General features: G+C 67.4%; 19 protein-coding genes. 13 read left to right on the forward strand and 6 right to left on the reverse strand.

Annotation, left to right across the window (positions count from 1 at the left end):
* Nucleotides 1–107: 107 nt before the first annotated feature.
* Together VVD47_RS13440 and VVD47_RS13445 are read right to left on the reverse strand one after the other, a co-directional pair.
* Nucleotides 108–1,922 carry a PHA/PHB synthase family protein gene (locus VVD47_RS13440; RefSeq protein ID WP_327603986.1) on the reverse strand — a complete coding sequence of 605 codons (1,815 nt, stop codon included), beginning with the start codon at nt 1,920–1,922 and terminating at the stop codon, nt 108–110.
* A gap of 88 nt (nt 1,923–2,010) precedes the next feature.
* Entirely contained in the window at nt 2,011–3,051 is a 1,041-nt protein-coding gene (locus VVD47_RS13445) for an MBL fold metallo-hydrolase (protein WP_327603987.1), read from the reverse strand.
* Nucleotides 3,052–3,258: 207 nt separating this feature from the next.
* On the opposite strand from VVD47_RS13445, the gene ugpB reads away from it, so the two are divergent.
* The 6 genes from ugpB (at nt 3,259) to VVD47_RS13475 (ending at nt 8,816) form a co-directional block, all read left to right on the forward strand.
* On the forward strand, nt 3,259–4,581 hold the full coding sequence (gene ugpB, locus VVD47_RS13450; protein WP_327603988.1) for a sn-glycerol-3-phosphate ABC transporter substrate-binding protein UgpB: 1,323 nt from the start codon (nt 3,259–3,261) through the stop codon (nt 4,579–4,581).
* A gap of 169 nt (nt 4,582–4,750) precedes the next feature.
* Nucleotides 4,751–5,632, forward strand: coding sequence for a sn-glycerol-3-phosphate ABC transporter permease UgpA (gene ugpA, locus VVD47_RS13455; RefSeq protein WP_327603989.1), 882 nt, complete (start codon nt 4,751–4,753; stop codon nt 5,630–5,632).
* 10 nt (nt 5,633–5,642) lie between these two features.
* Nucleotides 5,643–6,491: a sn-glycerol-3-phosphate ABC transporter permease UgpE gene (gene ugpE, locus VVD47_RS13460; RefSeq protein WP_327603990.1), complete on the forward strand. Its 849-nt coding sequence runs from the start codon at nt 5,643–5,645 to the stop codon at nt 6,489–6,491.
* Between the two features lie 129 nt (nt 6,492–6,620).
* The gene (locus tag VVD47_RS13465) at nt 6,621–7,688 is read left to right on the forward strand and encodes a sn-glycerol-3-phosphate import ATP-binding protein UgpC (protein WP_327603991.1); all 1,068 of its coding nucleotides are present in this window, start codon (nt 6,621–6,623) and stop codon (nt 7,686–7,688) included.
* A 128-nt stretch (nt 7,689–7,816) separates the two neighbouring features.
* Nucleotides 7,817–8,512 carry an SDR family NAD(P)-dependent oxidoreductase gene (locus VVD47_RS13470; RefSeq protein WP_327603992.1) on the forward strand — a complete coding sequence of 232 codons (696 nt, stop codon included), beginning with the start codon at nt 7,817–7,819 and terminating at the stop codon, nt 8,510–8,512.
* 7 nt (nt 8,513–8,519) lie between these two features.
* Nucleotides 8,520–8,816, forward strand: a complete 297-nt coding sequence (locus VVD47_RS13475; protein ID WP_327603993.1) for a hypothetical protein — start codon at nt 8,520–8,522, stop codon at nt 8,814–8,816.
* Between the two features lie 49 nt (nt 8,817–8,865).
* On the opposite strand, the gene VVD47_RS13480 is transcribed toward VVD47_RS13475, so the two are convergent.
* Nucleotides 8,866–9,735 carry a dienelactone hydrolase family protein gene (locus tag VVD47_RS13480; protein WP_327603994.1) on the reverse strand — a complete coding sequence of 290 codons (870 nt, stop codon included), beginning with the start codon at nt 9,733–9,735 and terminating at the stop codon, nt 8,866–8,868.
* A gap of 399 nt (nt 9,736–10,134) precedes the next feature.
* Here VVD47_RS13480 and atzF point away from each other — a divergent pair, with 399 nt between their 5' ends.
* From atzF to VVD47_RS13510, 6 genes are all read left to right on the forward strand, one after another.
* Entirely contained in the window at nt 10,135–11,946 is a 1,812-nt protein-coding gene (gene atzF / locus VVD47_RS13485; protein ID WP_327603995.1) for an allophanate hydrolase, read from the forward strand.
* Between the two features lie 93 nt (nt 11,947–12,039).
* On the forward strand, nt 12,040–13,638 hold the full coding sequence (locus VVD47_RS13490) for an ABC transporter substrate-binding protein (protein ID WP_327603996.1): 1,599 nt from the start codon (nt 12,040–12,042) through the stop codon (nt 13,636–13,638).
* Between the two features lie 189 nt (nt 13,639–13,827).
* The gene (locus VVD47_RS13495) at nt 13,828–14,838 is read left to right on the forward strand and encodes an ABC transporter permease (RefSeq protein WP_327603997.1); all 1,011 of its coding nucleotides are present in this window, start codon (nt 13,828–13,830) and stop codon (nt 14,836–14,838) included.
* A 1-nt stretch (nt 14,839) separates the two neighbouring features.
* On the forward strand, nt 14,840–15,679 hold the full coding sequence (locus VVD47_RS13500; RefSeq protein ID WP_327603998.1) for an ABC transporter permease: 840 nt from the start codon (nt 14,840–14,842) through the stop codon (nt 15,677–15,679).
* The gene (locus VVD47_RS13505; RefSeq protein ID WP_327603999.1) at nt 15,676–16,695 is read left to right on the forward strand and encodes an ABC transporter ATP-binding protein; all 1,020 of its coding nucleotides are present in this window, start codon (nt 15,676–15,678) and stop codon (nt 16,693–16,695) included. Before VVD47_RS13500 ends, VVD47_RS13505 begins: the two co-directional genes overlap by 4 nt.
* Nucleotides 16,692–17,663 (forward strand): ABC transporter ATP-binding protein, encoded by a 972-nt coding sequence (locus VVD47_RS13510; protein ID WP_327604000.1) that lies wholly within the window; start codon nt 16,692–16,694, stop codon nt 17,661–17,663. Before VVD47_RS13505 ends, VVD47_RS13510 begins: the two co-directional genes overlap by 4 nt.
* Before the next feature lie 73 nt (nt 17,664–17,736).
* Here the strand turns inward: VVD47_RS13510 and VVD47_RS13515 are convergent, their stop codons facing one another.
* From VVD47_RS13515 to VVD47_RS13525, 3 genes are all read right to left on the reverse strand, one after another.
* Nucleotides 17,737–17,889, reverse strand: coding sequence for a hypothetical protein (locus tag VVD47_RS13515; protein ID WP_327604001.1), 153 nt, complete (start codon nt 17,887–17,889; stop codon nt 17,737–17,739).
* 301 nt (nt 17,890–18,190) lie between these two features.
* A complete protein-coding gene (putA, locus tag VVD47_RS13520; RefSeq protein ID WP_327604002.1) occupies nt 18,191–21,493 on the reverse strand; it encodes a bifunctional proline dehydrogenase/L-glutamate gamma-semialdehyde dehydrogenase PutA in 3,303 nt (1,100 codons plus the stop codon).
* A gap of 174 nt (nt 21,494–21,667) precedes the next feature.
* Complete coding sequence (locus tag VVD47_RS13525; protein ID WP_327604003.1) at nt 21,668–22,381, reverse strand: GntR family transcriptional regulator; 714 nt, start codon at nt 22,379–22,381, stop codon at nt 21,668–21,670.
* A 178-nt stretch (nt 22,382–22,559) separates the two neighbouring features.
* Between VVD47_RS13525 and VVD47_RS13530 the strand changes: the two genes are divergently transcribed.
* Nucleotides 22,560–23,558 carry a HEAT repeat domain-containing protein gene (locus VVD47_RS13530; RefSeq protein ID WP_327604004.1) on the forward strand — a complete coding sequence of 333 codons (999 nt, stop codon included), beginning with the start codon at nt 22,560–22,562 and terminating at the stop codon, nt 23,556–23,558.
* Nucleotides 23,559–23,573 lie beyond the last annotated feature (15 nt).

The raw sequence follows: 23,573 nt of genomic DNA on the forward strand, positions 1-23,573 counted from the left end.
ACGTGAAGAGGGGCGCCGTGGCGCCCCTCGTGATTCATCGTGACCGACCCTTCGCCTGCCGCGCTGCGTACGTAGCAACGCGGCGGCGCCGGTGCGGCCGCTGACGCCTACTTCGCGCCGAGCCTGAACTTCACGAAGCTGCCCGGCGCGTCTTCCAGCACCGGCAGCTTGCCGTCCTCCGGCTTGCGGGCGGCGACCTGTGCATCGTCCTGGCTGGTCAGCCAGGCCTGCCAGTCGGTCCACCAGGAGCCGGTGTGCTGCTCGGCACCGGCCAGCCAGTCCTCGCTGCTGTCCGGCAGGGCGTCGTCGGTGCGCGTCCAGAAGCCGTACTTGTTGGCCGCCGGCGGATTGACGATGCCGGCGATGTGGCCGGAGCCGCCCAGCACGAAGCGCACCGGGCCGCCCACCACCTGGGCGCCGAGGTAGGTGGTCTTCCACGGCGCGATGTGGTCTTCCACGGTGCTGATGAAGTAGGCCGGCACCTTCACCTTCGACAGGTCGATCGGCACGCCGGCGATCTCCACGCCGCCCGGTTCGCGCAGCGCGTTGGCCATGTACATGTTGCGCAGGTAGAAGCTGTGCATCTTGGCCGGCATGCGCGTGGAGTCGCTGTTCCAGTACAGCAGGTCGAAGGGGAACGGGTCCTTGCCCAGCAGGTAGTTGTTCACCACGAACGACCAGATGAGGTCGTTGGAGCGCAGCATGTTGAAGGTGTTGGCCATCTCGCTGCCTTCGAGGTAGCCGCGCTCGGCCATCTTCTTCTCCAGGTTGGTGACCTGGGCTTCGTCGATGAAGACGCCCAGTTCGCCCGGCTGCGAGAAGTCGATCAGCGTGGTGAAGAAGGTGGCGCTGGCGATGCGCTTGTCCTTCTTCGCCGTCATGTAGCCCAGCGTGGTGGCAAGCAGGGTGCCGCCCAGGCAGTAGCCGGCGGCGTTGATCTCCTTCACGCCGGTCTGCTCGGTGATGGCGTCCACCGCGCCGAGGATGCCCTCGGTCACGTAGTCGTCGAAGCCCTTTTTCGCCAGCTTGGCGTCCGGGTTCACCCAGCTGATGACGAACACCGTGTGGCCCTGGTCCACCGCCCACTTGATGAGCGAGTTCTTCTCGCGCAGGTCCAGCACGTAGTACTTGTTGATCCACGGCGGCACGATCAGCAACGGGCGCTTGGCCACCTTGGCGGTGCTCGGCGTGTATTGCAGCAACTGGATCAGGTCGTTCTGGAACACCACCTTGCCCGGCGTCGTGGCGACGTTCTTGCCCAGCTCGAAGGCGGTGGTGTCGGTCATGCGGATCTTGAGCTGACCGTCGCCTTCCTCGATGTCGCGCAGCAGGTTGTTGAAACCCTTCACCAGGTTCTGGCCGTGGCTCTTCACCGTCTCGCGGAAGACCTCCGGGTTGGTCAGCGCGAAGTTGGACGGCGACAGCGCGTCCACGTACTGGCGGGTGAAGAAGCTCACCTTGGTCTTGGTGGCCGGGTCCAGGCCGTCCACGCCGCCCACCACGTCATGGATGTGGCGCGCGGTGATCAGGTAGCTCTGCTTGATGAAGTCGAACAGGAAGTGGTCCTGCCAGCCTTCGTCCTTGAAGCGCTTGTCGTCCTTGGCCGGCGTGGCGATGGGGGTCGGCGTCAGGCCCATGAAGCGCTGCATGCTGTTCTGCCACAGCGAGAAGTAGTCCCACACCAGGTTCATCTGCGCCTGGGCGAGGCGGTAGGGGTTGGTCAGCAGCTTGGACATCATGTCCATGAACGCCTGCGCCACGCCCAGCTCGTCGGTGGGCGGCTTGAGGCCCTTCTGCACCTGGCGCTGCATGTGCTCGGCGATCAGCTTGGAGGCGCGCTGGGCAACCTCGGCGTAAGTCCTGGCGACTTCCTGCGGGTCGGGCAACTCGGGCTTTTGCTGCTCATTGGTGGGGGCAGGCATTGAAGGCTCCTTGAGTTTTCGTTGCTGAGGGGTAGATGGGTAGGGGGATGGGTGAAATGGTCAGGTGAGGCGCGGGGATTCTTCGGATTCAGTGCTGGACGGCCTGGAAGCAGATGACGCCCCTTGCGTCATGCAAGCGACGTGCCCGTCCGGTAGCGACCAGGTGGTTCAGGTGCGCAATGGCCTCGGCCAGCGCGAACATCAACTGATGTCGGTCCAGCGGACGGGAAAACAATACCGGCAGCAATTCCGATGCGGTATGGGGTACTTCCAGAACATCCAGCAACTGCGCGTCCCGTTCGGCGTGGTGGGCCTCCAGTTGCGCCACCCGCGCGGCGATGCCGCGGAAGGGCAGGCCGTGCGAGGGCAGCACCAGGGTATCGGCAGGCAGGCTGCAGAACTTGCGGATGGAAGTGAGGAAGCGGCCCACCGAGTCTTCCTCCGGCGTGCTGGCCGGGGCGTTCACGTTGGTGGAGATGCGCGGCAACAGCATGTCGCCGGAGATCAGCAGGCCCTGCGCGGGGCAGGCGAGGGCGGCATGTTCCGGCGAATGGCCGGTGCCGGTGATGACCTGCCAGTCGTGGCCGCCGATGCGCAGCACCTCGCCTTCCACGATGCGCCGGTACTGCGACGGCAGCTCCGGCACCCCGCGTGCGTAGATGTTGCCGCGGGCACCCTGTGCCTCTACCCGTTCGTCATCCAGCCCGTGCTCGCGGAAGTGCGCCTGCATGGTCGGCGTGTCGAAGCCCGCCAGCTGCGCGTGCACCACGTGGGCGAGCAGGAATTCGCCCATGGTCATCACCACCGGGGCCTGGCAGCGTGTGGCCAGCCAGGCGGCGTTGCCGATGTGGTCAGGGTGGAAGTGGGTGACGACGATGCGGGTGACCGGCTTCGGCCACCGCGCCAGCAAGGCGTCCCACAGTGCGCGCGTGGCCTCGTCGCCGAGGCCGGTATCGATCAGCGTGCAGCCTTCGCCGTCGTCCAGCAGGTACAGGTTGATGTGGTTCAACGCCCAGGGCAGCGTGAAGCGCAGCCAGTGCACGCCGGCAGCCACCTCCTGCGTCGCGGGGGCGGCAAGGGCGTCGGCGAGGGGATAAGAGAGCGCGAAGGACGGGTCGGGCGAATTCATGAAGCGAAGCGCATGGGGCGGAGCGGGCTTTGCCGGGCGGCGGCAGGTGCCGCCCGGCGGGGCGATGTGGCCGGGGGCACCAATGTTCCACGCATCCTGCGCCCTTTTTTGGTGCGTTGCAACAATCGGGCCGGCCTCGCCGGGACTGTCACGGATTGGCAACACGGGCGCGTCAGTCTGTCGGACTTTGCAACGGAGACACCCGACATGATCCCGGCTTCTTCCTTCTCCTTCTCCCGCCTCGCACTGACCGTGGCCGCCACCCTGGCCCCCTTCGCTGCCAGCGCCCAGACCGAAATCCAGTGGTGGCACGCGATGACCGGCGCCAATAACGAGGTCGTCGAGACGCTGGCCAAGGAGTTCAACGCCAGCCAGAAGGACTACAAGGTGGTGCCGGTCTTCAAGGGCACCTATCCGGAGACGCTGAACGCCGGCATCGCCGCCTTCCGCGCCAAGCAGGCGCCGCACATCATCCAGGTGTTCGACGTCGGCACCGGCGTGATGATGGGCGCGCGCGGCGCCATCAAGCCAGTGGCGCAGGTGATGAAGGAGGGCGGCGAGAAGTTCGAGATCAAGGACTACCTGCCGGGCATCGTCGGCTACTACTCCACCAGCCAGGGCGAGCTGCTGTCCTTTCCCTTCAACAGCTCCTCGCCGATCGCCTACTACAACAAGAAGGCCTTCGAGAAAGCCGGCCTGTCCACCACCAAGCTGCCGCAGACCTGGACCGAGGTTTTCGACGCCGCCCGCAAGATCAAGGCTGCCGGCTGGCCCTGCGGCGTGACGACGACCTGGCCGACCTGGATCGGCCTGGAGAACTTCGCCGCCTGGAACAACCTGCAGTACGCCACCGATGCCAATGGCCTGAACAGCCTGACGCCGAAGCTGAAGATCGACGGCCCGGTGTTCGTGAAGTTCTGGCAATCGCTCGCCGACCTGCAGAAGGAAGGCGTGTTCCAGTACGGCGGTCGTACCTCGGAAGCCAAGACCAAGTTCCTGTCCGGCGAGTGCGCCATCATGACCGAGTCCTCAGGCGGCCTCGGCGACGTGGTGAAGAGCGGCATCGACTACGCCACCGGCCCGCTGCCCTACCACCCGGACGCCGCCGGCGCACCGCAGAACACCACGCCGGGCGGTGCCTCGCTGTGGGTCTTCGGCGGCAAGCCGGCCAACGACTACAAGGGCGTGGCGAAGTTCTTCGCCTTCCTGTCGCAGACCCCGATCCAGGCGCGCCTGCACCAGGTGTCCGGCTACCTGCCGGTGACTTTCGCCGCCTACGAGCAGACGAAGAAGGACGGCTTCTACGACAAAAACCCCGGCCGCGACCAGCCGATCAAGCAGATGACCGGCAAGGCCCCGACCGACAACTCGCGTGGCGTGCGCCTGGTGAACCTGCCGGCCGTGCGTGACATCCAGAACGAGGAAATCGAAGCGCTGCTCGCTGGCAAGCAGGACGCGAAGACCGCGCTGAGCCGCGCGGCCGAGCGTTCCAACGCGGCGGTGGAGCAGGCGGCTAAGGTGCTGCAGTAAAAGCTATCGCGTAACTCACTTATCCGTCATTCCTGCCCCTCGACGAGCTCGGGGACCGAGCAGGAATCCAGTGTCGTTGATCGTCCTCGGCTGATCTGCCGGGTAACGTCACTAGGCTCCTGCCTTCGCAGGAGCGACGGGGCGGTGGCGACCTTCATCCATTCGCAACATGCGTCGCACCACCTTCCCGAACAAGGTTCTTCCCTACCTGCTGCTCGCGCCGCAGATCGCCATCACGCTCGTCTTCTTCTTCTGGCCCGCGGGTCAGGCGCTGTGGCAGTCGCTGTACCGGGAGGACCCCTGGGGACTGTCGTCCGTCTTCGTCGGCCTGGACAACTTCACGCGGGTGCTGGGCGACCCCAACTACCTGCATTCGCTGCAGGTGACGGCCACCTTCAGTGCGGCCACTGCGGTGCTCGCGCTGGCGGCGGGTCTGTTGTTCGCCGTCATGGTGGATGGCATCGCGCGCGGCAAGCGCATCTACCAGACGCTGCTGATCTGGCCCTACGCGGTGGCACCGGCGGTGGCCGGCATGCTGTGGCTGTTCCTGTTCTCGCCGGCGATGGGCACCTTCGGCATCCTGCTGCGCCGTGCCGGCGTGGCCTGGGACCCGCTGCTCGACGGCACACAGGCCTTCCTGCTGGTGACGGTGGCCGCGGCCTGGAAGCAGGTCAGCTACAACTTCATCTTCTTCCTGGCCGGGCTGCAGGCGATCCCGAAGTCGCTGCACGAGGCCGCTGCCATCGACGGCGCCGGCCCGCTGCGACGTTTCTGGACCATCGCCTTCCCGCTGCTGTCGCCGGTCAGTTTCTACCTACTGGTGGTGAACATCGTCTACGCCTTCTTCGACACCTTCGGCGTCATCCACGCGGTGACCGGCGGCGGGCCGGCCAAGGCCACCGAGACCCTGGTCTACAAGGTGTTCAACGACGGCTACGTGGGCCTGGACCTCGGCGCGTCCTCTGCGCAGTCGGTGATCCTGATGGCCATCGTCATCGCGCTGACGGCGGTGCAGTTCCGCTACGTCGAGAAGAAGGTGCACTACGCATGAGGCGCCAGCCATGATCGAACGCCGCCCGGTCGCCAACCTCGTCTCGCACTTCGTCCTCATCATCGGCGTGCTGGTGGTGGCCTTTCCCATCTACTACAGTTTCGTGGCCTCCACGCGCACCGTCGCGGAGATCCTCACGCCGCCGCTGCCGCTGTGGCCCGGCGCGCACTTCGTCGACAACTACGTGCAGGCCTTCACCGGCAGCCTGCACCGCATCGGTGGCGTGAACCTGGGGACGCTGCTGTTCAACACCACGGTGGTGGCACTGGCCATCGCGGTGGGCAAGATCATCATCTCGCTGCTGTCCGCCTACGCGGTGGTGTTCTTCCGCTTCCCCGGCCGCATGGTGTTCTTCTGGATGATCTTCATCACCCTGATGCTGCCGGTGGAGGTGCGCATCATGCCGACCTACCAGGTGATGGTGGACCTCGGCCTCATCGACACCTACACCGGCCTCACCCTGCCGCTGATGGCCTCGGCCACCGCGACCTTCCTGTTCCGCCAGTTCTTCCTGACCATCCCCGACGAACTGGTGGAAGCTGCCCGCATCGACGGTGCCGGGCCGCTGCGTTTCTTCCGCGACGTGCTGCTGCCGCTGTCGAAGACCAACATCGCCGCGCTGTTCGTCATCCTCTTCATCTACGGCTGGACGCAGTACCTGTGGCCGCTGCTGATGACCAACCGCAACGACATGAACACCATCCTCATCGCCCTGCGGAAAATGGTGTCCTTCGCCGACGCCGACACACAATGGCACATGGTGATGGTGACCACCATCCTCGCGCTGCTGCCACCGGTGCTGGTGGTGGTGCTGATGCAGCGCTGGTTCGTGAAGGGCTTGGTGGAGAGCGAGAAGTGATGTCCATAGCACTTCCGTTCTCGTCGTTCCCGCGGAAGCGGGAACCCAGCGACGTTTGCAGCGACAGCAAAGACACTGGATTCCCGCTTCCGCGGGAATGACGGCAAACACTCCCACGCACAAAACTCCATGGCCACCATCGACCTGCGCAACGTGCGCAAATCCTACGACCAGCACGAAGTCATCCACGGTGTGGACGTGCGCATCGCCGACGGCGAGTTCATCGTCATCGTCGGCCCGTCCGGCTGCGGCAAGTCCACGCTGCTGCGCATGGTGGCGGGGCTGGAGGAGATCAGCGCCGGCGAGATCGCCATCGACGGCCGCGTGGTGAACGACATCGAGCCCGCGCATCGCGACATTGCCATGGTGTTCCAGAACTACGCGCTGTATCCGCACATGAGCGTGTTCGACAACATGGCCTACGGCCTGAAGATCCGCGGCACGCCGAAGGACGAGATCCGCCGCCGCGTGGACGAGGCCGCGGCGATGCTGGAACTTGGCCACCTGCTGGAACGCCGCCCGCGCCAGCTCTCCGGCGGACAGCGTCAGCGCGTGGCGATGGGCCGCGCGCTGGTGCGTGCGCCCAAGGCCTTCCTGTTCGACGAGCCGCTGTCCAACCTCGACGCCAAGCTGCGCGTGCAGATGCGCCTGGAGATCCAGAAGCTGCATCGCCGCCTGTCCACCACCAGCCTGTTCGTCACCCACGACCAGGTGGAGGCGATGACCCTGGCGCAGCGCATGATCGTCATGAACGCCGGCCGCGTGGAGCAGGTGGGCACGCCGCACGAGGTGTACCAGCGCCCGGCCACGACCTTCGTCGCCGGTTTCATCGGCTCGCCACCGATGAACCTCGTGGAAGGTAGGCTGGAGGCGGACGGCCTGCGCTTCCGTTCGACTGCTGGCGAGTTCATCGAGCTGCCCCAGCCGCGTGTGGATCTCGCAGGCCGCGCGCTGGTGCTGGGCATCCGCCCCGAACACCTGCTGCCGGCCGACGACGGGCTGGTGCTGACGGTGCAACTCGTCGAATCGCTGGGTGCGGAATCCCTCATCCACGCCCGCCTGGGCGAGGCCGGCCCGGAGTTCATCGTGCGTGCCGGCGGCCTGGCCGCACTGTCCTTCGGCGAACTGGTGAGCTACCGCATGCCGGCGGATGCGTTGCACTGGTTCGATGCCGCCAGCGGCTTGCGGGTCGACTGAGGGATCGACCCAGACATCGACCGAGGCATCGCCGGAAGCGCCGAGCAGGCGCGCCGCACCTCCGTACGCGTGGTCGCCCGTGTCGCCGCAGCCCATAATGCGGTGAGGAGACATCGACGGGAAAAACCATGGCCACCACAGGCAACACGGGCAAGGCAGTCTTGATCGCGGGCGCCAGTCGCGGCCTCGGCCTAGAACTGGCGGTGCAGTACGCCGCCGACGGTTGGGAGGTGCTGGCTGCCTGCCGCGACCCGGAAGAGGCGCACAAGTGGCTGCCGCCCAGCGTCACGGTGCTGAAGCTGGACCTGACCTCCGCCACCTCCATCGGCGCGCTGGCCTGGGAACTGGACGAAGCACCGCTGGACCTGCTGATCTGCTGCGGTGGCGTGTACGGCGCCGACACCGAGTCCTTCCTCGCGCCCGGTGATGAAGAGTTTGACCGCGTGATGCACACCAATGTGCTGGGCCATGCTCGCGTCATCCAGGCGTTCGCGCCCTGCGTCGTCGCGGCGCGCGGCATGATCGTCACGCTGACCTCGAAGATGGGCTCGATCAGCGAAACTACCGGCAGCGGTGCGCTGGCCTACCGCGCCTCCAAGGCCGCGCTCAACATCATCGCCAAGGCGGCCGCCAACGAGTTCGGCCCGCAGGGTGCCACCATCGTCACCATGCACCCCGGCTGGGTGCGCACCGACATGGGCGGCACCGAGGCGCCGCTGACGGTGACCGATGCGGTGGAGCAGATCCGCGGCACGCTGGCCGGTCTGGGTCACGGCGACAACGGGCGCTTCATCGATTTTTCGGGGCGCAGCATCGACTGGTAGCGAGCAGATGGGCACCGAGCTGACGGGTTGGGAAATGGAGCTCTATCGCCGTGTTGATGAGGTGCTGCATTACATATGGGATCCCGCCGGCATTGCCGGCATCCCACAGGCTCGCAACGAGTACTACGGCTACCTTCCCACCGTGTATGGGCTCGTCAAGGCCGGTGCGGCGGCCGAGGACATTGCGCGTCATCTCGAGGAAGTAGCTGACGACCGGATGGGGGTTCGATCGCCCGCGGGGCGCTGCGCCGAGATAGCGCACATGCTTCTCGAATGGCGTGAGGTGCTTCGCAATCCCGATTGATCGATGCAAAAAAAGCCCGTCAGCTGACGGGCTTTTTTTGCTGGAGCGATCAGACGCCGTTCGCCTTCAACCACGCCAGCAGACGCTTCCAGCCGTCGTCCGCCGGCTCCTTGCGATAGCTGGGGCGGTAGTCGGCGTGGAAGGCGTGCGGCGCTTCCTTGTAGGTGACGATCTCCGATTTCGTGTTGCCGGCGGTCTTCAGCACCTCACGGGCGGCCTCCACGTCCTTCATGGGGATGCCGCTGTCGGCCTCGCCGTACAGGCCCAGCACCGGCACCTTCAGCTCCGGCAGCACGTCGACGACGCGCTTGGGCTGGTTGGCCGAGGGGTTGCCCATGAAGTTGCCGTACCACGCGACGCCAGCCTTCAGGTTCGGGTTGTGGGCGGCGTACAGCCAGGTGATGCGGCCGCCCCAGCAGAAGCCGGTGATGGCGGCGCGCTGCGTGTTGCCCTTGTTCTTGCCGGCCCAGGCCAGCGTGTGGTCGAGGTCGCGCAGCACTTGCGTGTCGCTCACCTTGGAGACGATCTCGCTGAGGATCTGCTGCACGTTGGCGATCTGCGAGGCGTCGCCCTGGCGTGCGTGCAGCGCCGGCGCGACAGCCAGGTAACCCTGCTTGGCCAGGCGACGACAGACGTCCTGGATGTAGGCGTGCACGCCGAAGATCTCCTGGATCACCAGCACCACCGGGAAGTTCTCGCCGGTCTTCGGGCGCGCGAAGTAGGCGGGCAGCTTGAAGCCGTCGGACTCGATCTCGACGATGCCGGTGTCCAGCCCTTCGCTGTCGGTGGTGATCGTCGTCTGCGCGACCACCGGGTGGGTGGCCAGCGCAAAGCCGCCGGCCACCATGCTGGCAATGAAGCTGCGACGGTCGAAGGTGATGGGCGGGAGCAGGCTGTCGAATTCGGCGCGGTGATTCATCGGGTCTCTCCTGGGGTTATGGGCGTGAGGCATCACGCGGGGGGCGTCGCACGGTCGCGCGACCTTGCTCTGACCCTAGCGCATCGCGGGCGGTTTCAGTCTCCGTACGACTACTGAGAATCGACGTCCGAAGCGGAATCGGGAGGGCTCCCCGGTCGCTGCGCCGCGGGGCTGCCGTACGTATGCGGATGGACCGCTGACATTGCACCAAGATGCATCGGGGAAGTCCGTGGCTGGGTTGCCTGCACCACGGGCGGGCACATCCGGCACCTCCTGGCGAGGCGTGAAAACGGTTGTTTTCGTAGTCATATCAACGAGATGACTAAGGGCGTGCAAGCGCCCATGCCGTGGCACGACGCTTGCGTATGCAATCTTGTATACAACAAGCCGCCGACAGCCATGAATGCCGTTTCCCAGTCCGCCTGTCCCGACCTCGCCATCGACCGCCTGCGCGAAGCCTATGCGCAGGGGAAGTCGTCCCCCGTGGCGACGGTGGAGGCGGTCTACGCGCGCATTGCGGCGCTGGGCGAAACCCACGCCTGGATCGCCCTGCTGCCACGCGAGCAGGCACTGGCCCGCGCCGCTGCCCTGCAGGCGGAAGGCTCCGCCGGCAAACCGCTGTGGGGCATCCCTTTCGCGGTGAAGGACAACATCGACGTCGCGGGCATGCCGACCACCGCGGCCTGTCCGGCCTTCGCCTACACGCCGCAGACAACCGCCACCGTCGTGCAGCGCCTGCTGGATGCCGGTGCGATCCTCATCGGCAAGACCAATCTCGACCAGTTCGCCACCGGGCTTGTCGGCACCCGTTCGCCCTATGGTGCGCCGAGCTCGGTGTTCAGCGACGCCCACGTCTCCGGCGGCTCCAGTTCCGGTTCGGCAGTGGTGGTCGCCAACGGCTCGGTGAGCTTCGCGCTGGGCACGGACACCGCCGGCTCCGGCCGCGTGCCGGCGATGTTCAACAACATCGTCGGCCACAAGCCCACCAAGGGCTGGCTGCCCACCACCGGCGTGGTGCCGGCCTGTCGTTCCATCGACTGCGTGTCGGTGCTGGCCCTGTCATCCACCGAGTGCTGGCAGGTGCTCAGTGTCGCCGGTGGCGTGGATGCCGCCGACCCTTGGTCGCGCGCGCCGGAACCGGCAGGTCTGCCGGCGCGTCCGCGTATCGGCGTACTGCGCGCGGACCAGCGTGAGTTCTACGGCGATGCGCAGTCTGCCGCCGCCTATGACAAGGCAATCCTGGCGCTGGCCGAGTTCGGAGACATCGTCGAGTTCGATTTCGCACCACTGCGCGAAGCCGCGCTGATGCTCTACGAGGGCGCCCCCGTTGCCGAGCGGCTGGAGGCGGCGGGCGACATGCTGGCAAACAACCCCGGGGCCATGGACCCGACGGTCGCGGCCGTCGTCGCCAAGGGCAAGCAGTTCAGCGCGCAGGACGCGTGGGCGGCGCGCAGCCGGCTGGAAGCGCTGCGCAAGCAGGCGATCGGGATCTTCGAGGCTGCCGACGTGCTGGCCCTGCCGACTTCGCCGACGCACAACACGCATGCCGCCGTGAAGGCCGATCCGGTGGCGCGCAACAGCCAGCACGGCCACTACACCAACTTCGCCAACCTGCTGGACATGGCCTGCATCGCCATTCCCACCGGCTTCAAGCCGGACGGCCTGCCGGTGGGCATCACGCTGTTCGGCCCCGCCTGGAGCGACGCCGCGCTGGCGGCGCTGGGCGAGCGCCTGCATCGCGCCTCCGGCCTCACCGGCGGCGCCACCGGGCACGCACCGGTCGCACCGACCACGCGCTTCGACTGGCCGGCGCAGGCCGACGAAGTGCACGTCGTGGTGGTCGGCGCCCACCTCAGCGGCATGCCGCTGAACCGCGAGCTGACCGAACGCGCCGCCCGCTTCGTGTGCGCCACCCACACCGCGCCCCACTACCGCCTGTACGCCTTGCCCAACACCACGCCGCCCAAACCGGGGCTCGTGCGTGTCGCGGACGGCGGCACCGGCATCGCCGTGGAGGTGTGGGCGATGAGTCGTGCCGCCTATGGCGACTTCGTGTCGCGCATCCCGCCGCCGATGGGCATCGGCAACGTGGTGCTGGCCGATGGCAGCACCGTGCAGGGCTTCTGGTGCGAGCCCATCGCCCTGCAGGGTGCGCAGGACATCTCGGAATTCGGCGGCTGGCGCGCCTACATCGCCAGCCTGAAGAAATAGCAGCAAGAGCCCCAACGCATTCAACGCAAACCCGTGCAGACAACCGCGCTCGCCAGACACCTCATGGACGGACGCGAATCAAGGAGAAGAGTCATGTCGATGTGGAAGCACGCCCTGCTCGGCGCCCTCGCGGCGCTGGGCATCGTCACTGCGCAGGCGCAGGACGCCCGCAAGGAAACCCTGCTGGTGGTGAACGAAACCGGCCCCAACAGCCTGGACATCCATGCGGTGGGCGCCAACCGTCCGTCATACGGCGTGGCCTGGCTGGCCTACGACCGCCTGATGAGCTTCGGCCGCAAGACGGTGAACGGCGTGGCCTACTACGACTACACCAGGCTCACCCCGGAGCTGGCCGAGAGCTGGGAGATCGCCAAGGACGGCATGTCCGTCACCTTCAAGCTGCGCCGCGACGCGAAGTTCCACGACGGTACGCCGGTGACGGCTGCCGACGTGAAGTGGAGCTACGACCGCGCGCTGGCCATGGGCGGCTTCCCGCAGTTCCAGATGATGGCCGGCTCGCTGGAGAAGCCCGAGCAGTTCGAGGCGGTCGACACCCATACCTTCCGCGTCAAGTTCCTGAAGAAGGACAAGCTGTCCATGCCCGACATGGCGGTGCCGGTGCCCAGCATCTACAACGCCACGCTCGCCAAGAAGAACGCCACCGCGCAGGACCCCTGGGCCGCGGCCTGGCTGAAGAACAACACCGCTGGCGGTGGCGCCTTCAAGGTGGCGAGCTGGAAGCCGGGCCAGGAGATCGTCTACGAGCGCTTCGACGACTGGAAGAGCGGCCCGCTGCCCAAGCTCAAGCGCGTGATCCAGCGTGAAGTGCCGTCTGCCGGCACGCGTCGCGCGCTGATCGAGCGGGGCGATGCCGACATGAGCTTCGAGATGCCGCCCAAGGACTTCGCCCTGCTGTCGCAGGAGAAGACCGGCAACCTGCTGGTGAAGAGCACGCCGGTGGAGAACGCGCTCTGGTACATCGGCATGAATGTGAACAACCCGCCGTTCAACAACGTGAAGGTGCGCCAGGCCATCGCCTACGCGGTGCCCTACGAGAAGATGTTCACCCGTGCCTTCTACGGCCGTGCCATCAAGCTGTGGGGTGGCAAGCCCGGCCCGGTGGCGACCGCCGCCTGGCCAGCCACGCATGGCTACAGCACCGACATGGCCAAGGCCAAGGCACTGCTCGCCGAGGCCGGCTATCCCAACGGCTTCGAAACCACGCTGTCCTTCGACCTCGGCCAGGGCACCGTGTCCGAGCCGATGGCCGTGCTGCTGCAGGAGTCGCTCGCCGAGCTGGGCATCAAGGCCACCATCAACAAGGTGCCCGGCGCCAACTGGCGCGCGCAGATGCTCAAGAAGGACATGCCGATCTTCATCAACCGCTTCGGCGGCTGGCTGAACTACCCCGAGTATTTCTTCTTCTGGAACTTCCACAGTTCCGACCCGGTGTTCAACACCAGCAGTTACAAGAACCCGAAGATGGACGCGCTGATCGAGAAGGCCCGCTACGAGACCGACCCGAAGAAGTACGAGGCCGAGGTGAAGGGCTTCATCGACCTGCTGCACGCCGACCTGCCGCGCATCCCGGTGGCGCAGCCGGTGATGGACGTGGTGATGGGCAAGCACATCAGTGGCTACCAGTACTGGTTCCACATTCAACCGGACTACCGTCTGATCGAGAAGCAGTGATGTGGCATAGGCCTGCTGCGGAACCCGATCTTGCAGCTGTGGTGCTCGCCGTACTCACGTACGACTCCGCTCCGCGCTTCAACCTCGGGCTCCTCGCTACGGCCTCTGCCACATCACTACGCGCAGTGAGATGAATCTGCGAGGAAGGGCTCGCCATGTCCTTCCAGCCCACACACAAAAGAGGCTGCGATGAAACTCATCCTGAAACGCCTGCTGCTCGCCTTGCCCAACCTCGTCGGCGTCATCGTCGTCACCTTCGTGCTGACGCGCGCGCTGCCGGGCGACCCGGCAGCGTATTTCGCCGGCGCGGCGGCGACGCCGGAGGCGGTGGCGCAGGTGCGCACGCAACTCGGGCTGGACCGGCCGATGATCGAGCAGTTCGTCAGCTACGTCAGCGATCTGGCGAAGGGCGACTGGGGCGTGTCGCTGGCGACCGGGCAGTCGGTGATCAGCGAGTTGAAAGGTCGCCTGCCGGCCTCGCTGGAGCTCACGCTGTTCGGCCTGGTGCTGGCGGTTAGTGTCGCGGTGCCGCTCGGGGTGCTGGCGGCAACGAAGCCCAACTCGGCCTGGGACCACGCGGTGCGTGCCATCACCACCGCCGGCGTGTCGCTGCCCACCTTCTTCACCGGCCTGCTGCTGGTGTACGTCTTCTACTACAAGCTGGGCTGGGCGCCGTCGCCGAGCGGGCGCATCGACGCCTTCGTGTCTTCGCCGCCAACGGTCACCGGTTTCTACATCATCGATAGTCTGATCGCCAGGGACTTCACCGCGCTGTGGGCCAGCATCACGCAGCTCATCCTGCCGGCCGGCACGCTGGCGCTGTTCGTGCTGGCACCGCTGGCGCGCATGACGCGGGCGTCGATGCTGGGCGTGCTGTCGTCGGATTTCATCCGCACCGCGCGCGCCTCCGGCCTCACGCCGGTGACGGTGCTCTACACCTACGCGCTGCGCAATGCGCTGCTGCCGGTGCTCACTACGCTGGGCATGGTGTTCTCCTTCCTGCTCGGTTCCAACGTGCTGGTGGAGAAGGTGTTCGCCTGGCCGGGTATCGGCTCCTTCGCCATCGAGTCGCTGGTCGCTTCCGACTACGCGCCGGTGCAGGGCTTCGTGTTGTCGATGGCGCTGCTCTACGTGCTGCTCAACCTGCTGATCGACCTGGCCTACACCTGGCTCGATCCGCGCATCGCGCTGGAGGGCTGAGATGAACCTGAAGCACTTCAAGTACGTGCTGAAGGAGAACCCGGTCACCGGCTTCGCCTTCGTGCTGTTCGGCCTCTTCGTGCTGCTGGCGATCTTCGGCCCGCTGATTGCTCCCTTCGATCCGCTGGACTCCAACGCCGGCGAGCCGCTGACGCCGCCCTCGGCGCAGAACTGGTTCGGCACCGACTCCTTCGGCCGCGACATCTTCTCGCGCGTCATCATCGCCACGCGGCTGGACTTCGGCATCGCGCTGTCGGCGGTGCTCATCTCCTTCATCATCGGCTCCAGCATCGGTTGCGCCGCGGGCTTCTGGGGCGGCTGGCTGGACCGGGTGTCCAGCCGCGTGGCCGACACCATCATGGCCTTTCCGCTCTTCGTGCTGGCGATGGGCATCGTCGCCGCGCTGGGCAACACCGTCGGCAACGTCATCTACGCCACCGCCATCATCAACCTGCCGTTCTACATGCGGGTGGCGCGGGCCGAGGCCAACGTGCGGCGCAATGCCGGCTTCATCGAGGCCGCGCGCCTGGCCGGCAATGCCGACGTGCGCATCCTGGCGGTGCACATCTTCCCCAACATCCTGCCGCCGATGATGGTGCAGGTCTCGCTCAACATGGGCTGGGCCATCCTCAACGCGGCCGGCCTGTCCTTCATCGGCCTCGGCGTGCGGCCGCCGGAAGCGGAGTGGGGAATCATGGTCGCGGAGGGCGCGACCTACATCATCTCCGGCGAGTGGTGGGTCGCGCTGTTTCCCGGCGCGGTGCTGATGCTGGCGGTGTTCTGCTTCAACCTGATGGGCGACGGTCTGCGCGACCTCATCGACCCGCGGAGGCGCACATGAGTCCCGAGACCATCATCCACACCGATCCCCGCGCGGCGGCCAACGTTCCGCCGCCCTTGCTGGGGGTCGATGGCCTGTCGCTGGAGTTCCGCACCCGCAGCGGCGTGGTGCGCGCGCTGGAGGACGTGTCGCTCAGCCTGCAGAAAGGCGAGCTGCTCGGCGTGGTGGGCGAGAGCGGTTCCGGCAAATCGGTGTTTGCCTACGCGATGCTGGGCATCTCGGATGCGGCGGCGAAGATCACCCGGGGCACCGCGGTGTTCGACGGCATGGACCTGCTGGGCGCCACCGAGCGCGAGCTGCGCGAGATCCGCGGCCGCGAGGTCTCGATGATCTTCCAGAGCCCGCGCACCTCGCTGAACCCGATCCGCAAGGTCGGCCACCAGATCGAGGACGTGTTGCGTCGTCACGCCGCCGTGCGTGGGCAGGACCTGCGCGAGCGCGCCATCGACTGCCTCAAGCGGGTGCGCATCCCCGACCCGGCGCGTCGCTACGAGGCCTATCCCTTCGAGCTGTCCGGCGGCATGTGCCAGCGCATCCTCATCGCCTTGGCGCTGGCCTGCCAGCCCTCGCTGCTGATCGCCGACGAACCGACGACGGGGCTCGACGTGACCACGCAGGCGGCGATCATGGATCTCATCGTGGAGCTGGCGCACGAGCGCCAGATGGCCACCTTGCTGATCACCCACGACCTCGCGATGGCCGCACAGTACTGCGACCGCATCGCGGTGATGCACGCCGGCCACGTGGTGGAAGTGGGGTCCGCGCAGGTCGTGCTGCATCAGCCGCAGCATCCCTACACGGCGCGGCTCATCGCCTCCACGCCGCATACCGCCGACAGCATTGCCGCCATGCAGCCCATCCCCGGCTCGCTGCCGGACCTGCGTGCGGCCAGGCTGCCGCCCTGTCGCTACAGCGCGCGCTGCGAATACCGCACCGAACGCTGCGACACCGAAGCGCTGCCGGCGGTGCCGATCGACGCCACGCACAGCGTGCGCTGCTGGAGGGCCGCAGCATGAATGCGCCGGACCGCAACATCCCGCTGCTGCGCGTGCAACGCCTGCAGAAGCACTTCAAGGTGGGTCGCAACGCGATGCTGCACGCGGTCGACGACATCAGCTTCGACATCGCGCCGGGCGAGAGCGTCGGCCTGGTGGGCGAGTCCGGCTGCGGCAAGAGCACGCTGTCGCGGGTCATCGCAAGACTGGCGGACCCCACGGGCGGTGCGCTGCAGTTCGAGGACGTGGACCTCGCTGCGCACCCTGCCGCGAAATTCGCCCGCGACGCACGCCGCGGCGTCATCCAGATGGTGTTCCAGGACGCCAACGACAGCCTGAACCCGCGCTACACCGCCTTCGACACCATCGCCGAATCATTGCGCCTGTTGGTGGGAATGAAGGATGCCGCGCAGATCAAGGCACGCGTCGAGGAACTGGCGACCTGGGTGGGCCTGCCGGTGGACCTGCTGTCGCGCTATCCGCACCAGCTTTCCGGCGGGCAGAAGGCGCGCGTCGGCATCGCCCGCGCGCTGGCGCCGTCGCCGCGCCTGCTGATCCTCGACGAGCCGACCGCCGCGCTGGACGTGTCGGTTCAGGCCACCGTGTTGCAGTTGCTGGCGGAGTTGCGCGACAGGCTGGGCGTGGCCTACCTGTTCGTGTCGCACGACCTCAACGTGGTGCGCCTGCTGTGCGACCGCGTGGTGGTGATGTATCTCGGCAAGGTCGTGGAGGAGGGGCCGGCGGCAGAGGTCTTCCGTGCGCCGCGCCACCCTTACACGCAGGCGCTGGTGGCCGCGATTCCGGACCCGGATGCGCGTGGCCGCAAGAGCGCCCGCGCCGAAGGCGAACCGCGCAGCCCGATCAACCCGGACCCGCGCGCCTGCCGCTTCCACGGCCGTTGCCCCAGGGGCGAGCCGAAGTGCGAGCTGACCCTGCTGGACCTGAAAGAAGTCGCGCCGGCGCACCGGGTGGCCTGCCACTTCGCCTGAACGCGAGCGTTCGTCAAAGGGCAGGCGCCGATGGCCGGCGCGCAGTGATGCGTGCCTGCGGCTGCGGTGCGGTTCAGGCGGCGTCGCTGCTGGTGTCGCTGCCGTGGCTGCGCTTCTCCAGCCATTGCGCGACCTGGTGGCGGTAGTTCATACCGACCACCACCGCGCCGACGCCGACGGCGAAACCGATGAGAATCCAGTTGGTGACTTCTGCCATGTTGACCATGATGCGTTCCTCTTGTCGGGTGGGTTCAGGGTGTGTTCCGGCTACGGCTGCATTACATTGCAGCGCCACAAACGCGGCAATCCGGCGGGCTACCGATTTCGACGTAAGAATGGTGCTGACTCGGGTTGACCCGAGTGTGCCGTGAGCCGCTTGCCAGAAGGGTTCACGGCAGGTGTCTGCCGGCAAGTGAGGTGTCGCCCGCGGGCGAACGTGACGGAATGCCGGGCAGGCTTGCGCAGCGCGGACTACGCATGAGGGGCTGGCTGGGGAGCTGGGGAGCTGGGGAGCTGAAGTGGGGCGCTCAGTCGCGCAGGCTCATCAACGAGGCGTTGCCGCCGCTGGCGGCGAGGTTGCGGGTCACCGCGCGTTCGCGGGGGAAGGGGTTGGCAGCGGCGTCGGTCGCGTCGCGTGGCGTGAAGTACAGCCTGTTGTCCTCGCCGGCCGGGCCGGGCAGTGACCACTGGTCCGGCGCCAGTGCTTCCGCGCCCACCACTGCGGGCAGATCGCTGGGGCCATTGCGCAGGCGGTGCAGGATCAGCGGCCCGCCCGCCTTCGGCCCGGTGCCGGAACGGCCCTCGCCACCGAAGGGTTGCACGCCCACCACCGCGCCGATCATGTTGCGGTTGACGTAGAGGTTGCCGACCTGCGCGCGGCGACGCACGTATTCCACCGTCTCGTCGATGCGGCTGTGCACGCCCATGGTCAGGCCGTAGCCGGTGGCGTTGATGTCGCCGATCAGCGCGGCGAGGCTGCCGCGCTGCCAGCGCAGTACGTGCAGCACCGGGCCGAACACCTCGCCTGGCAACTGGCGGATGCGCTCGATCTCGATCACCGTGGGCGGGAAGAATGTGCCCTGTGCGCAATGCGCCGGCAGGGGCAGCTGGGTCATCGGGTAACCCGCCGCGCGCATGCTTTCCGCATACGCATGGAGTTTCCGCCGCGCCCGCTCGTCGATCACCGGGCCCACGTCCGTGGCCAGCCGGGCCGGGTTGCCGATGGACAGCTCGCGCAAGGCGCCCAGCAGCAGCGGCAACATGCGCGGTGCGATGTCTTCCTGCAGGCACAGCACGCGCAGGGCGCTGCAGCGCTGGCCGGCGCTGTCGAAGGCCGAGCTCAAGGCATCCGCCACGGCCTGTTCCGGCAGGGCGGAGCTGTCGACGATCATGGCGTTCACGCCGCCGGTCTCGGCGATCAGCATGCGCGTGCCGGGCAATTTCTTCTGCGCGCGGCGGATGCTGTCGGCGACCTCGCTGGAGCCGGTGAACATCACGCCGGCCACCCGCTCGTCGCCCACCAGGGTCGCACCCACCACGTCGCCTTCGCCGGGCAGCAGGGCCAGCACCGCCTGCGGTACGCCGGCGTCATGCAGCAGGCTGACCATACGCGCGGCCACCAGCGGCGTCTGCTCGGCGGGCTTGGCGATCACCACGTTGCCGGCCGCCAGCGCGGCGGCCACCTGGCCGGTGAAGATGGCGAGCGGGAAGTTCCATGGACTGATGCAGGCGATGAGCCCGCGTGGCGTACCGCGCAGGGACATGCGCCGCACCTGCGCGGCGTAGTAGCGCAGGAAGTCCACCGCCTCGCGGATCTCGCCCTGGGCGTTGGGCAGCGTCTTGCCGGCCTCGCGTACCAGCAGGGCGATGAACTCGGCGTGGGCGGCCTCCAGGCGGTCGGCGGCGCGCTCCAGCAGATCCGCCCGCAAGGCCGACGGCACCCGGGCCCAATCGGCCATCGCGGCAGTGGTCTGGCGCAGGGCGGTTTCCACCGCAGCCGGCGTGGCGGGGCAGACCTCGCCGACCAGGTCGCCGTGATCGGCCGGGTTCACCACGAAGGCCGGCTTGCCGGCGAGGCCGACGCTGGGCGCGGCGAACCACTGGCGGGAGCCGGAGGGCCGCAGGGCTTCGTGGAGCTGGCGCAGGCTGTCCTCGTCGGCGAAATCCAGGCCCTGGCTGTTCCGCCGCAGCGGCGCGTACAGGTCGGCCGGCGGCGGGATGCGCGGATGCGGGATGCCGAGCTGGCGGCGGATCTGCACGGCCGGCTGTTCCAGCAGGCTGTCGACGGGCGTCGCGCTGTCGACCAGGCGGTTCACGAAGGAACTGTTGGCGCCGTTCTCCAGCAGGCGGCGCACCAGGTAGGCGAGCAGGCTGTCGTGCGGGCCGACGGGGTCATAGACCCGGCAGGGGTGGCGGGTGCCGTGGTCGCCGGGCGCGGTTTCCACGATCTGGTCGTACAGGCCTTCACCCATGCCGTGCAGGCACTGGAACTCCCAGGCCGGCGTGCCGTTTGCCGGGTGCGGGGCCAGGGCGCTGCCCATCTCGATAAGGGTGGCGACGGTCAGCGCGTTGTGGGTGGCGAACTGCGGGTACAGCCGCCCATCCCCGGCGGCGTGGCCGAAGAGGCGCGCTGCGCAGGCGAGGTAGGACAGGTCGGTGTGCGGCTTGCGGGTGAACACCGGGTAGCTCGCCAGGCCGGCCGCCTGCGCGCGGTGGATCTCGCTGTCCCAGTAGGCCCCCTTCACCAGCCGCACCATCAGGCGGCGACGATTCCGCCGCGCCAGGTCGGCCAGCCAGTTCACCACGCGGGTGGCGCGGCGCTGGTAGGCCTGCACCACGAAGCCGAGGCCGGTGTAGCCGCTGGTGCTGCCGTCCTGCGCCAGCGCTTCGAACAGGTCCAGCGACAGCTCCAGGCGGTCGGCCTCCTCGGCATCGATGTTGAGCCCGATGTCGTGCTGCGCGGCTTTCTGCACCAGTTGCTGCAGGCGTGGCAGCAGCTCGGCCATGACGCGACCGCGCTGGCTGCGCGAGAAGCGCGGATGCAGCGCGGACAGCTTGATCGACACGCCGGGGCCGGCTTCCACGCCGCGGCCGGCGCTGGCCCTGCCCACCGCGTCGATGGCATCGGCATAGGCACGGAAGTAACGCTCGGCATCCTCCGCGCACAGCGCCGCCTCTCCCAGCATGTCGTAGGAGTGGCGGTAGCCGCGCGACTCGCTGGCCTGCGCACGCAGCAGCGCCTCGTCGATGCTGCGGCCGGCGATGAACTGCTCGCCCAGCATGCGCATCGCCAGGTCCATGCCGCGACGGATCAGGCCCTCGCCACTGCGCAGCACCGCGCCGCGCAGGGCGGACGCGAGGCCGTGCTCGCCCACCGGGCTTATCAGCTTGCCGGTGATGACCAGGCCCCAGGCGGCGGCGTTCACGAAGGTGGAAGGACTGTGGCCGAGGTGCGCCTGCCAGTCGCCGTGGCCCAGCTTGTCGCGGATCAGCGCGTCGCGGGTGGCGGTGTCGGGAATGCGCAGCAGGGCTTCGGCCAGGCACATCAGCGCCACGCCTTCCTGCGAATCGAGGGAGAACTCGTGCATCAGCGCGTCCACGCCGGCGGCGTGCTGGCGTTGCTCGCGCAGGGTGTGGATCAGCCCGCGGGCGCGGGCCTCGATGCGGCGCTCGGCAGGGGCATCGAGCGCTACGGCGGCCAGCAGTTCGGCCACGCAGGCCGCCTCGTCGCGCAGCGTCGCCGCCGTGATGGCCGCGCGCAATGCCGCAGCCGGGAGCAGCACCTCGGCATGCAGCGATGCAAATGGATCGTGTGCCAGAGGCGCCGGCATTCATCCCCCGTCGGGAGCGGTTATGCGATCAGTTCCTGTTATCAGTATGGTTGCAACATAAATGGTTGCAAAGGCCGGTCAGGCGGCGCCTGCCGGCGAACGGACGGCAGCCGGCGGCCTGCCTGCCGGTCGTCGTCACGACCCGGTGCGGCCGGACGGGCGAGACGACCGGGCCTAGCCGGCCGCGATGGTCTGGCGCGCGGCCTGCAGGCGGTGGATGGTGATCTTGCGCACCTCCGCCTTGCTTTCCTCGATGTGGGTCTTCAGCAGCAGGCAGGCCTGGTCGGCGCGATGGCGCAGCACCGCCTGCAGGATCTTGCCGTGCTCGGCGTAGGTGCGTTCCACCCGGTAGTTCTGCGTGAAGTCCAGGCGCCGGATGATGCGGATGCGCTCGATCACGTCGCCGTGCACCCGCGCCACCTCCGGGTTGTCGGCGGCGTCCACCAGCGCGGTGTGGAAGGCCTCGTCCAGCTGGGCCACGCTCTGGCCGTCCATCTCGCGCGACTCCTCCGGCCCCAGCCAGATCTGGCGCAGCGGCTCCAGGCTTTCCAGCTCGGTCTTGTGCTCGCACAGGCTGCGCACGGCGGCGGCTTCGAGGATGTAGCGCAGCTCGTAGAGGTTCTCGAACATCTCGAAATCGAAGGGCCGCACGCTCCAGCCGTTGCGGAAATGCACGTACAGGTAGCCCTCCCGCTCCAGCCGGTACAGCGCCTCGCGCACCGGCGTGCGCGACACGCCCAGGCGGTCGGCGATCTGCGTCTCGGTGAAGCGGTCGCCCGGCAGCAGGCGGAAGTCGAAGATGTCCTCCTTCACGCGGCGGTAGACGTGGTCGACGCGGGAGCCGGCGATGTCGGGGGTGGCCGCTTCGGGCGATGAGCGTTCAGGCATGGTGCGGATGCAGGGTGGGTTTTCCGGCCGAGGGGATGATCACCGGCCGAACATGACAAAAGTCAGCCTTTGGCGCGAGTGTGCCGCAGCGGTCCGGCGCGTGCTGCCTATACTCGCGCGCCGGCGGGAGGAGCCGGCGTGTTTCAAGTCTCTCAACTTTGCACGTCAAGGAGCTGTAATGCAAAACAACATGCGCCCGGCAAAGGGCGCCCTGCTGTGGATCGGGGCCATCGCACTGGGTTTGCTGTCCGGTTGTGCCATCAACATGAAGGTGCCGCTGAAGGATCCGGCGCCCACCACCGCGCCGTACGCGAAGCAGGCGCCGGTGGCGCCGACCAGCCTGTCCTTCAAGGACGAGCGTCCCGCCACCGAGCGCGGCAAGCTGATGACCGGCTTCGTGCCGATGCAGCTGATGTACAAGGACCAGCCTTTCGATCCGATTCCCTACGTCGCCGACAACACCGTCAAGGAACTGGCCGCGCGCGGCATTCCGGTCCAGCTGGCTGCCGATGGCAAGGGTGCGCAGACCGTCGGCGTGAAGTACATGCACATCGAGTTGCACCGCGCCAGCGGCTTCTCGCCCTTCGTGACCTTCACCAGCCTGCGTGCCGACGTGGACACGCCTCAGGGCCCGCAGCGCGTGACGGCCTACGTCAAGCGCGGCAAGGTGCCGGTGTGGACCTTCGAGGAGATCATCGACCCGACCTTCAACGAGCCGATGTCCATCCTCACCAAGGAGCTGGCGGCCAAGATCAACCAGCGCGTGTATGGCCAGAAGGCAACGGACGAGCAGGTCGACGCGTGGATCGCCAACATCGGCAAGAACGGTGCGACGCAGGAGGCGGCGTACCACGACGTCTACCAGCTGGGCTTCAGCAACAACCCGAAGGCCGTGCCGGAACTGGTGAAGCTGACCAGGCACTCCGCCGAGTACATCCGCCTGGCGGCGATCTCGTCCCTGGGCATCCTGCGTGCCAACGACCAGTTCGGCCTGCTGAAGGGCCTGTTCGAGGACAAGACGGTGATCTGGCAGGACCGCGCGATGGCGCTCAAGGCCATCGGCGATCTGGGTTCGGCCGAATCGCGCGACTACCTGCAGAAGGAGTGGAAGCGCGTCGAGAACCTGAGCGACAAGGAGTCCGCCTGGAACAAGGAAATCATCGGCCTGTACCTCTGAGCCGGATGACGCCGG

Source organism: Uliginosibacterium sp. H1 (assembly GCF_036017065.1).
Classification (GTDB): domain Bacteria; phylum Pseudomonadota; class Gammaproteobacteria; order Burkholderiales; family Rhodocyclaceae; genus Uliginosibacterium.

Excerpts from the sequence above, each read along its gene's own strand:
- ugpB (WP_327603988.1), top strand. The coding sequence starts at position 3,259 with ATGATCCCGGCTTCTTCCTTCTCCTTCTCCCGCCTCGCACTGACCGTG.
- VVD47_RS13480 (WP_327603994.1), bottom strand. The coding sequence starts at position 9,735 with ATGAATCACCGCGCCGAATTCGACAGCCTGCTCCCGCCCATCACCTTC.
- VVD47_RS13510 (WP_327604000.1), top strand. The coding sequence starts at position 16,692 with ATGAATGCGCCGGACCGCAACATCCCGCTGCTGCGCGTGCAACGCCTG.
- VVD47_RS13515 (WP_327604001.1), bottom strand. The coding sequence starts at position 17,889 with ATGGTCAACATGGCAGAAGTCACCAACTGGATTCTCATCGGTTTCGCC.
- VVD47_RS13445 (WP_327603987.1), bottom strand. The coding sequence starts at position 3,051 with ATGAATTCGCCCGACCCGTCCTTCGCGCTCTCTTATCCCCTCGCCGAC.
- atzF (WP_327603995.1), top strand. The coding sequence starts at position 10,135 with ATGAATGCCGTTTCCCAGTCCGCCTGTCCCGACCTCGCCATCGACCGC.
- VVD47_RS13495 (WP_327603997.1), top strand. The coding sequence starts at position 13,828 with ATGAAACTCATCCTGAAACGCCTGCTGCTCGCCTTGCCCAACCTCGTC.
- VVD47_RS13470 (WP_327603992.1), top strand. The coding sequence starts at position 7,817 with ATGGCCACCACAGGCAACACGGGCAAGGCAGTCTTGATCGCGGGCGCC.
- VVD47_RS13530 (WP_327604004.1), top strand. The coding sequence starts at position 22,560 with ATGCAAAACAACATGCGCCCGGCAAAGGGCGCCCTGCTGTGGATCGGG.
- VVD47_RS13490 (WP_327603996.1), top strand. The coding sequence starts at position 12,040 with ATGTCGATGTGGAAGCACGCCCTGCTCGGCGCCCTCGCGGCGCTGGGC.
- VVD47_RS13440 (WP_327603986.1), bottom strand. The coding sequence starts at position 1,922 with ATGCCTGCCCCCACCAATGAGCAGCAAAAGCCCGAGTTGCCCGACCCG.
- ugpE (WP_327603990.1), top strand. The coding sequence starts at position 5,643 with ATGATCGAACGCCGCCCGGTCGCCAACCTCGTCTCGCACTTCGTCCTC.
- ugpA (WP_327603989.1), top strand. The coding sequence starts at position 4,751 with ATGCGTCGCACCACCTTCCCGAACAAGGTTCTTCCCTACCTGCTGCTC.
- VVD47_RS13525 (WP_327604003.1), bottom strand. The coding sequence starts at position 22,381 with ATGCCTGAACGCTCATCGCCCGAAGCGGCCACCCCCGACATCGCCGGC.
- VVD47_RS13465 (WP_327603991.1), top strand. The coding sequence starts at position 6,621 with ATGGCCACCATCGACCTGCGCAACGTGCGCAAATCCTACGACCAGCAC.
- VVD47_RS13505 (WP_327603999.1), top strand. The coding sequence starts at position 15,676 with ATGAGTCCCGAGACCATCATCCACACCGATCCCCGCGCGGCGGCCAAC.
- putA (WP_327604002.1), bottom strand. The coding sequence starts at position 21,493 with ATGCCGGCGCCTCTGGCACACGATCCATTTGCATCGCTGCATGCCGAG.
- VVD47_RS13475 (WP_327603993.1), top strand. The coding sequence starts at position 8,520 with ATGGGCACCGAGCTGACGGGTTGGGAAATGGAGCTCTATCGCCGTGTT.
- VVD47_RS13500 (WP_327603998.1), top strand. The coding sequence starts at position 14,840 with ATGAACCTGAAGCACTTCAAGTACGTGCTGAAGGAGAACCCGGTCACC.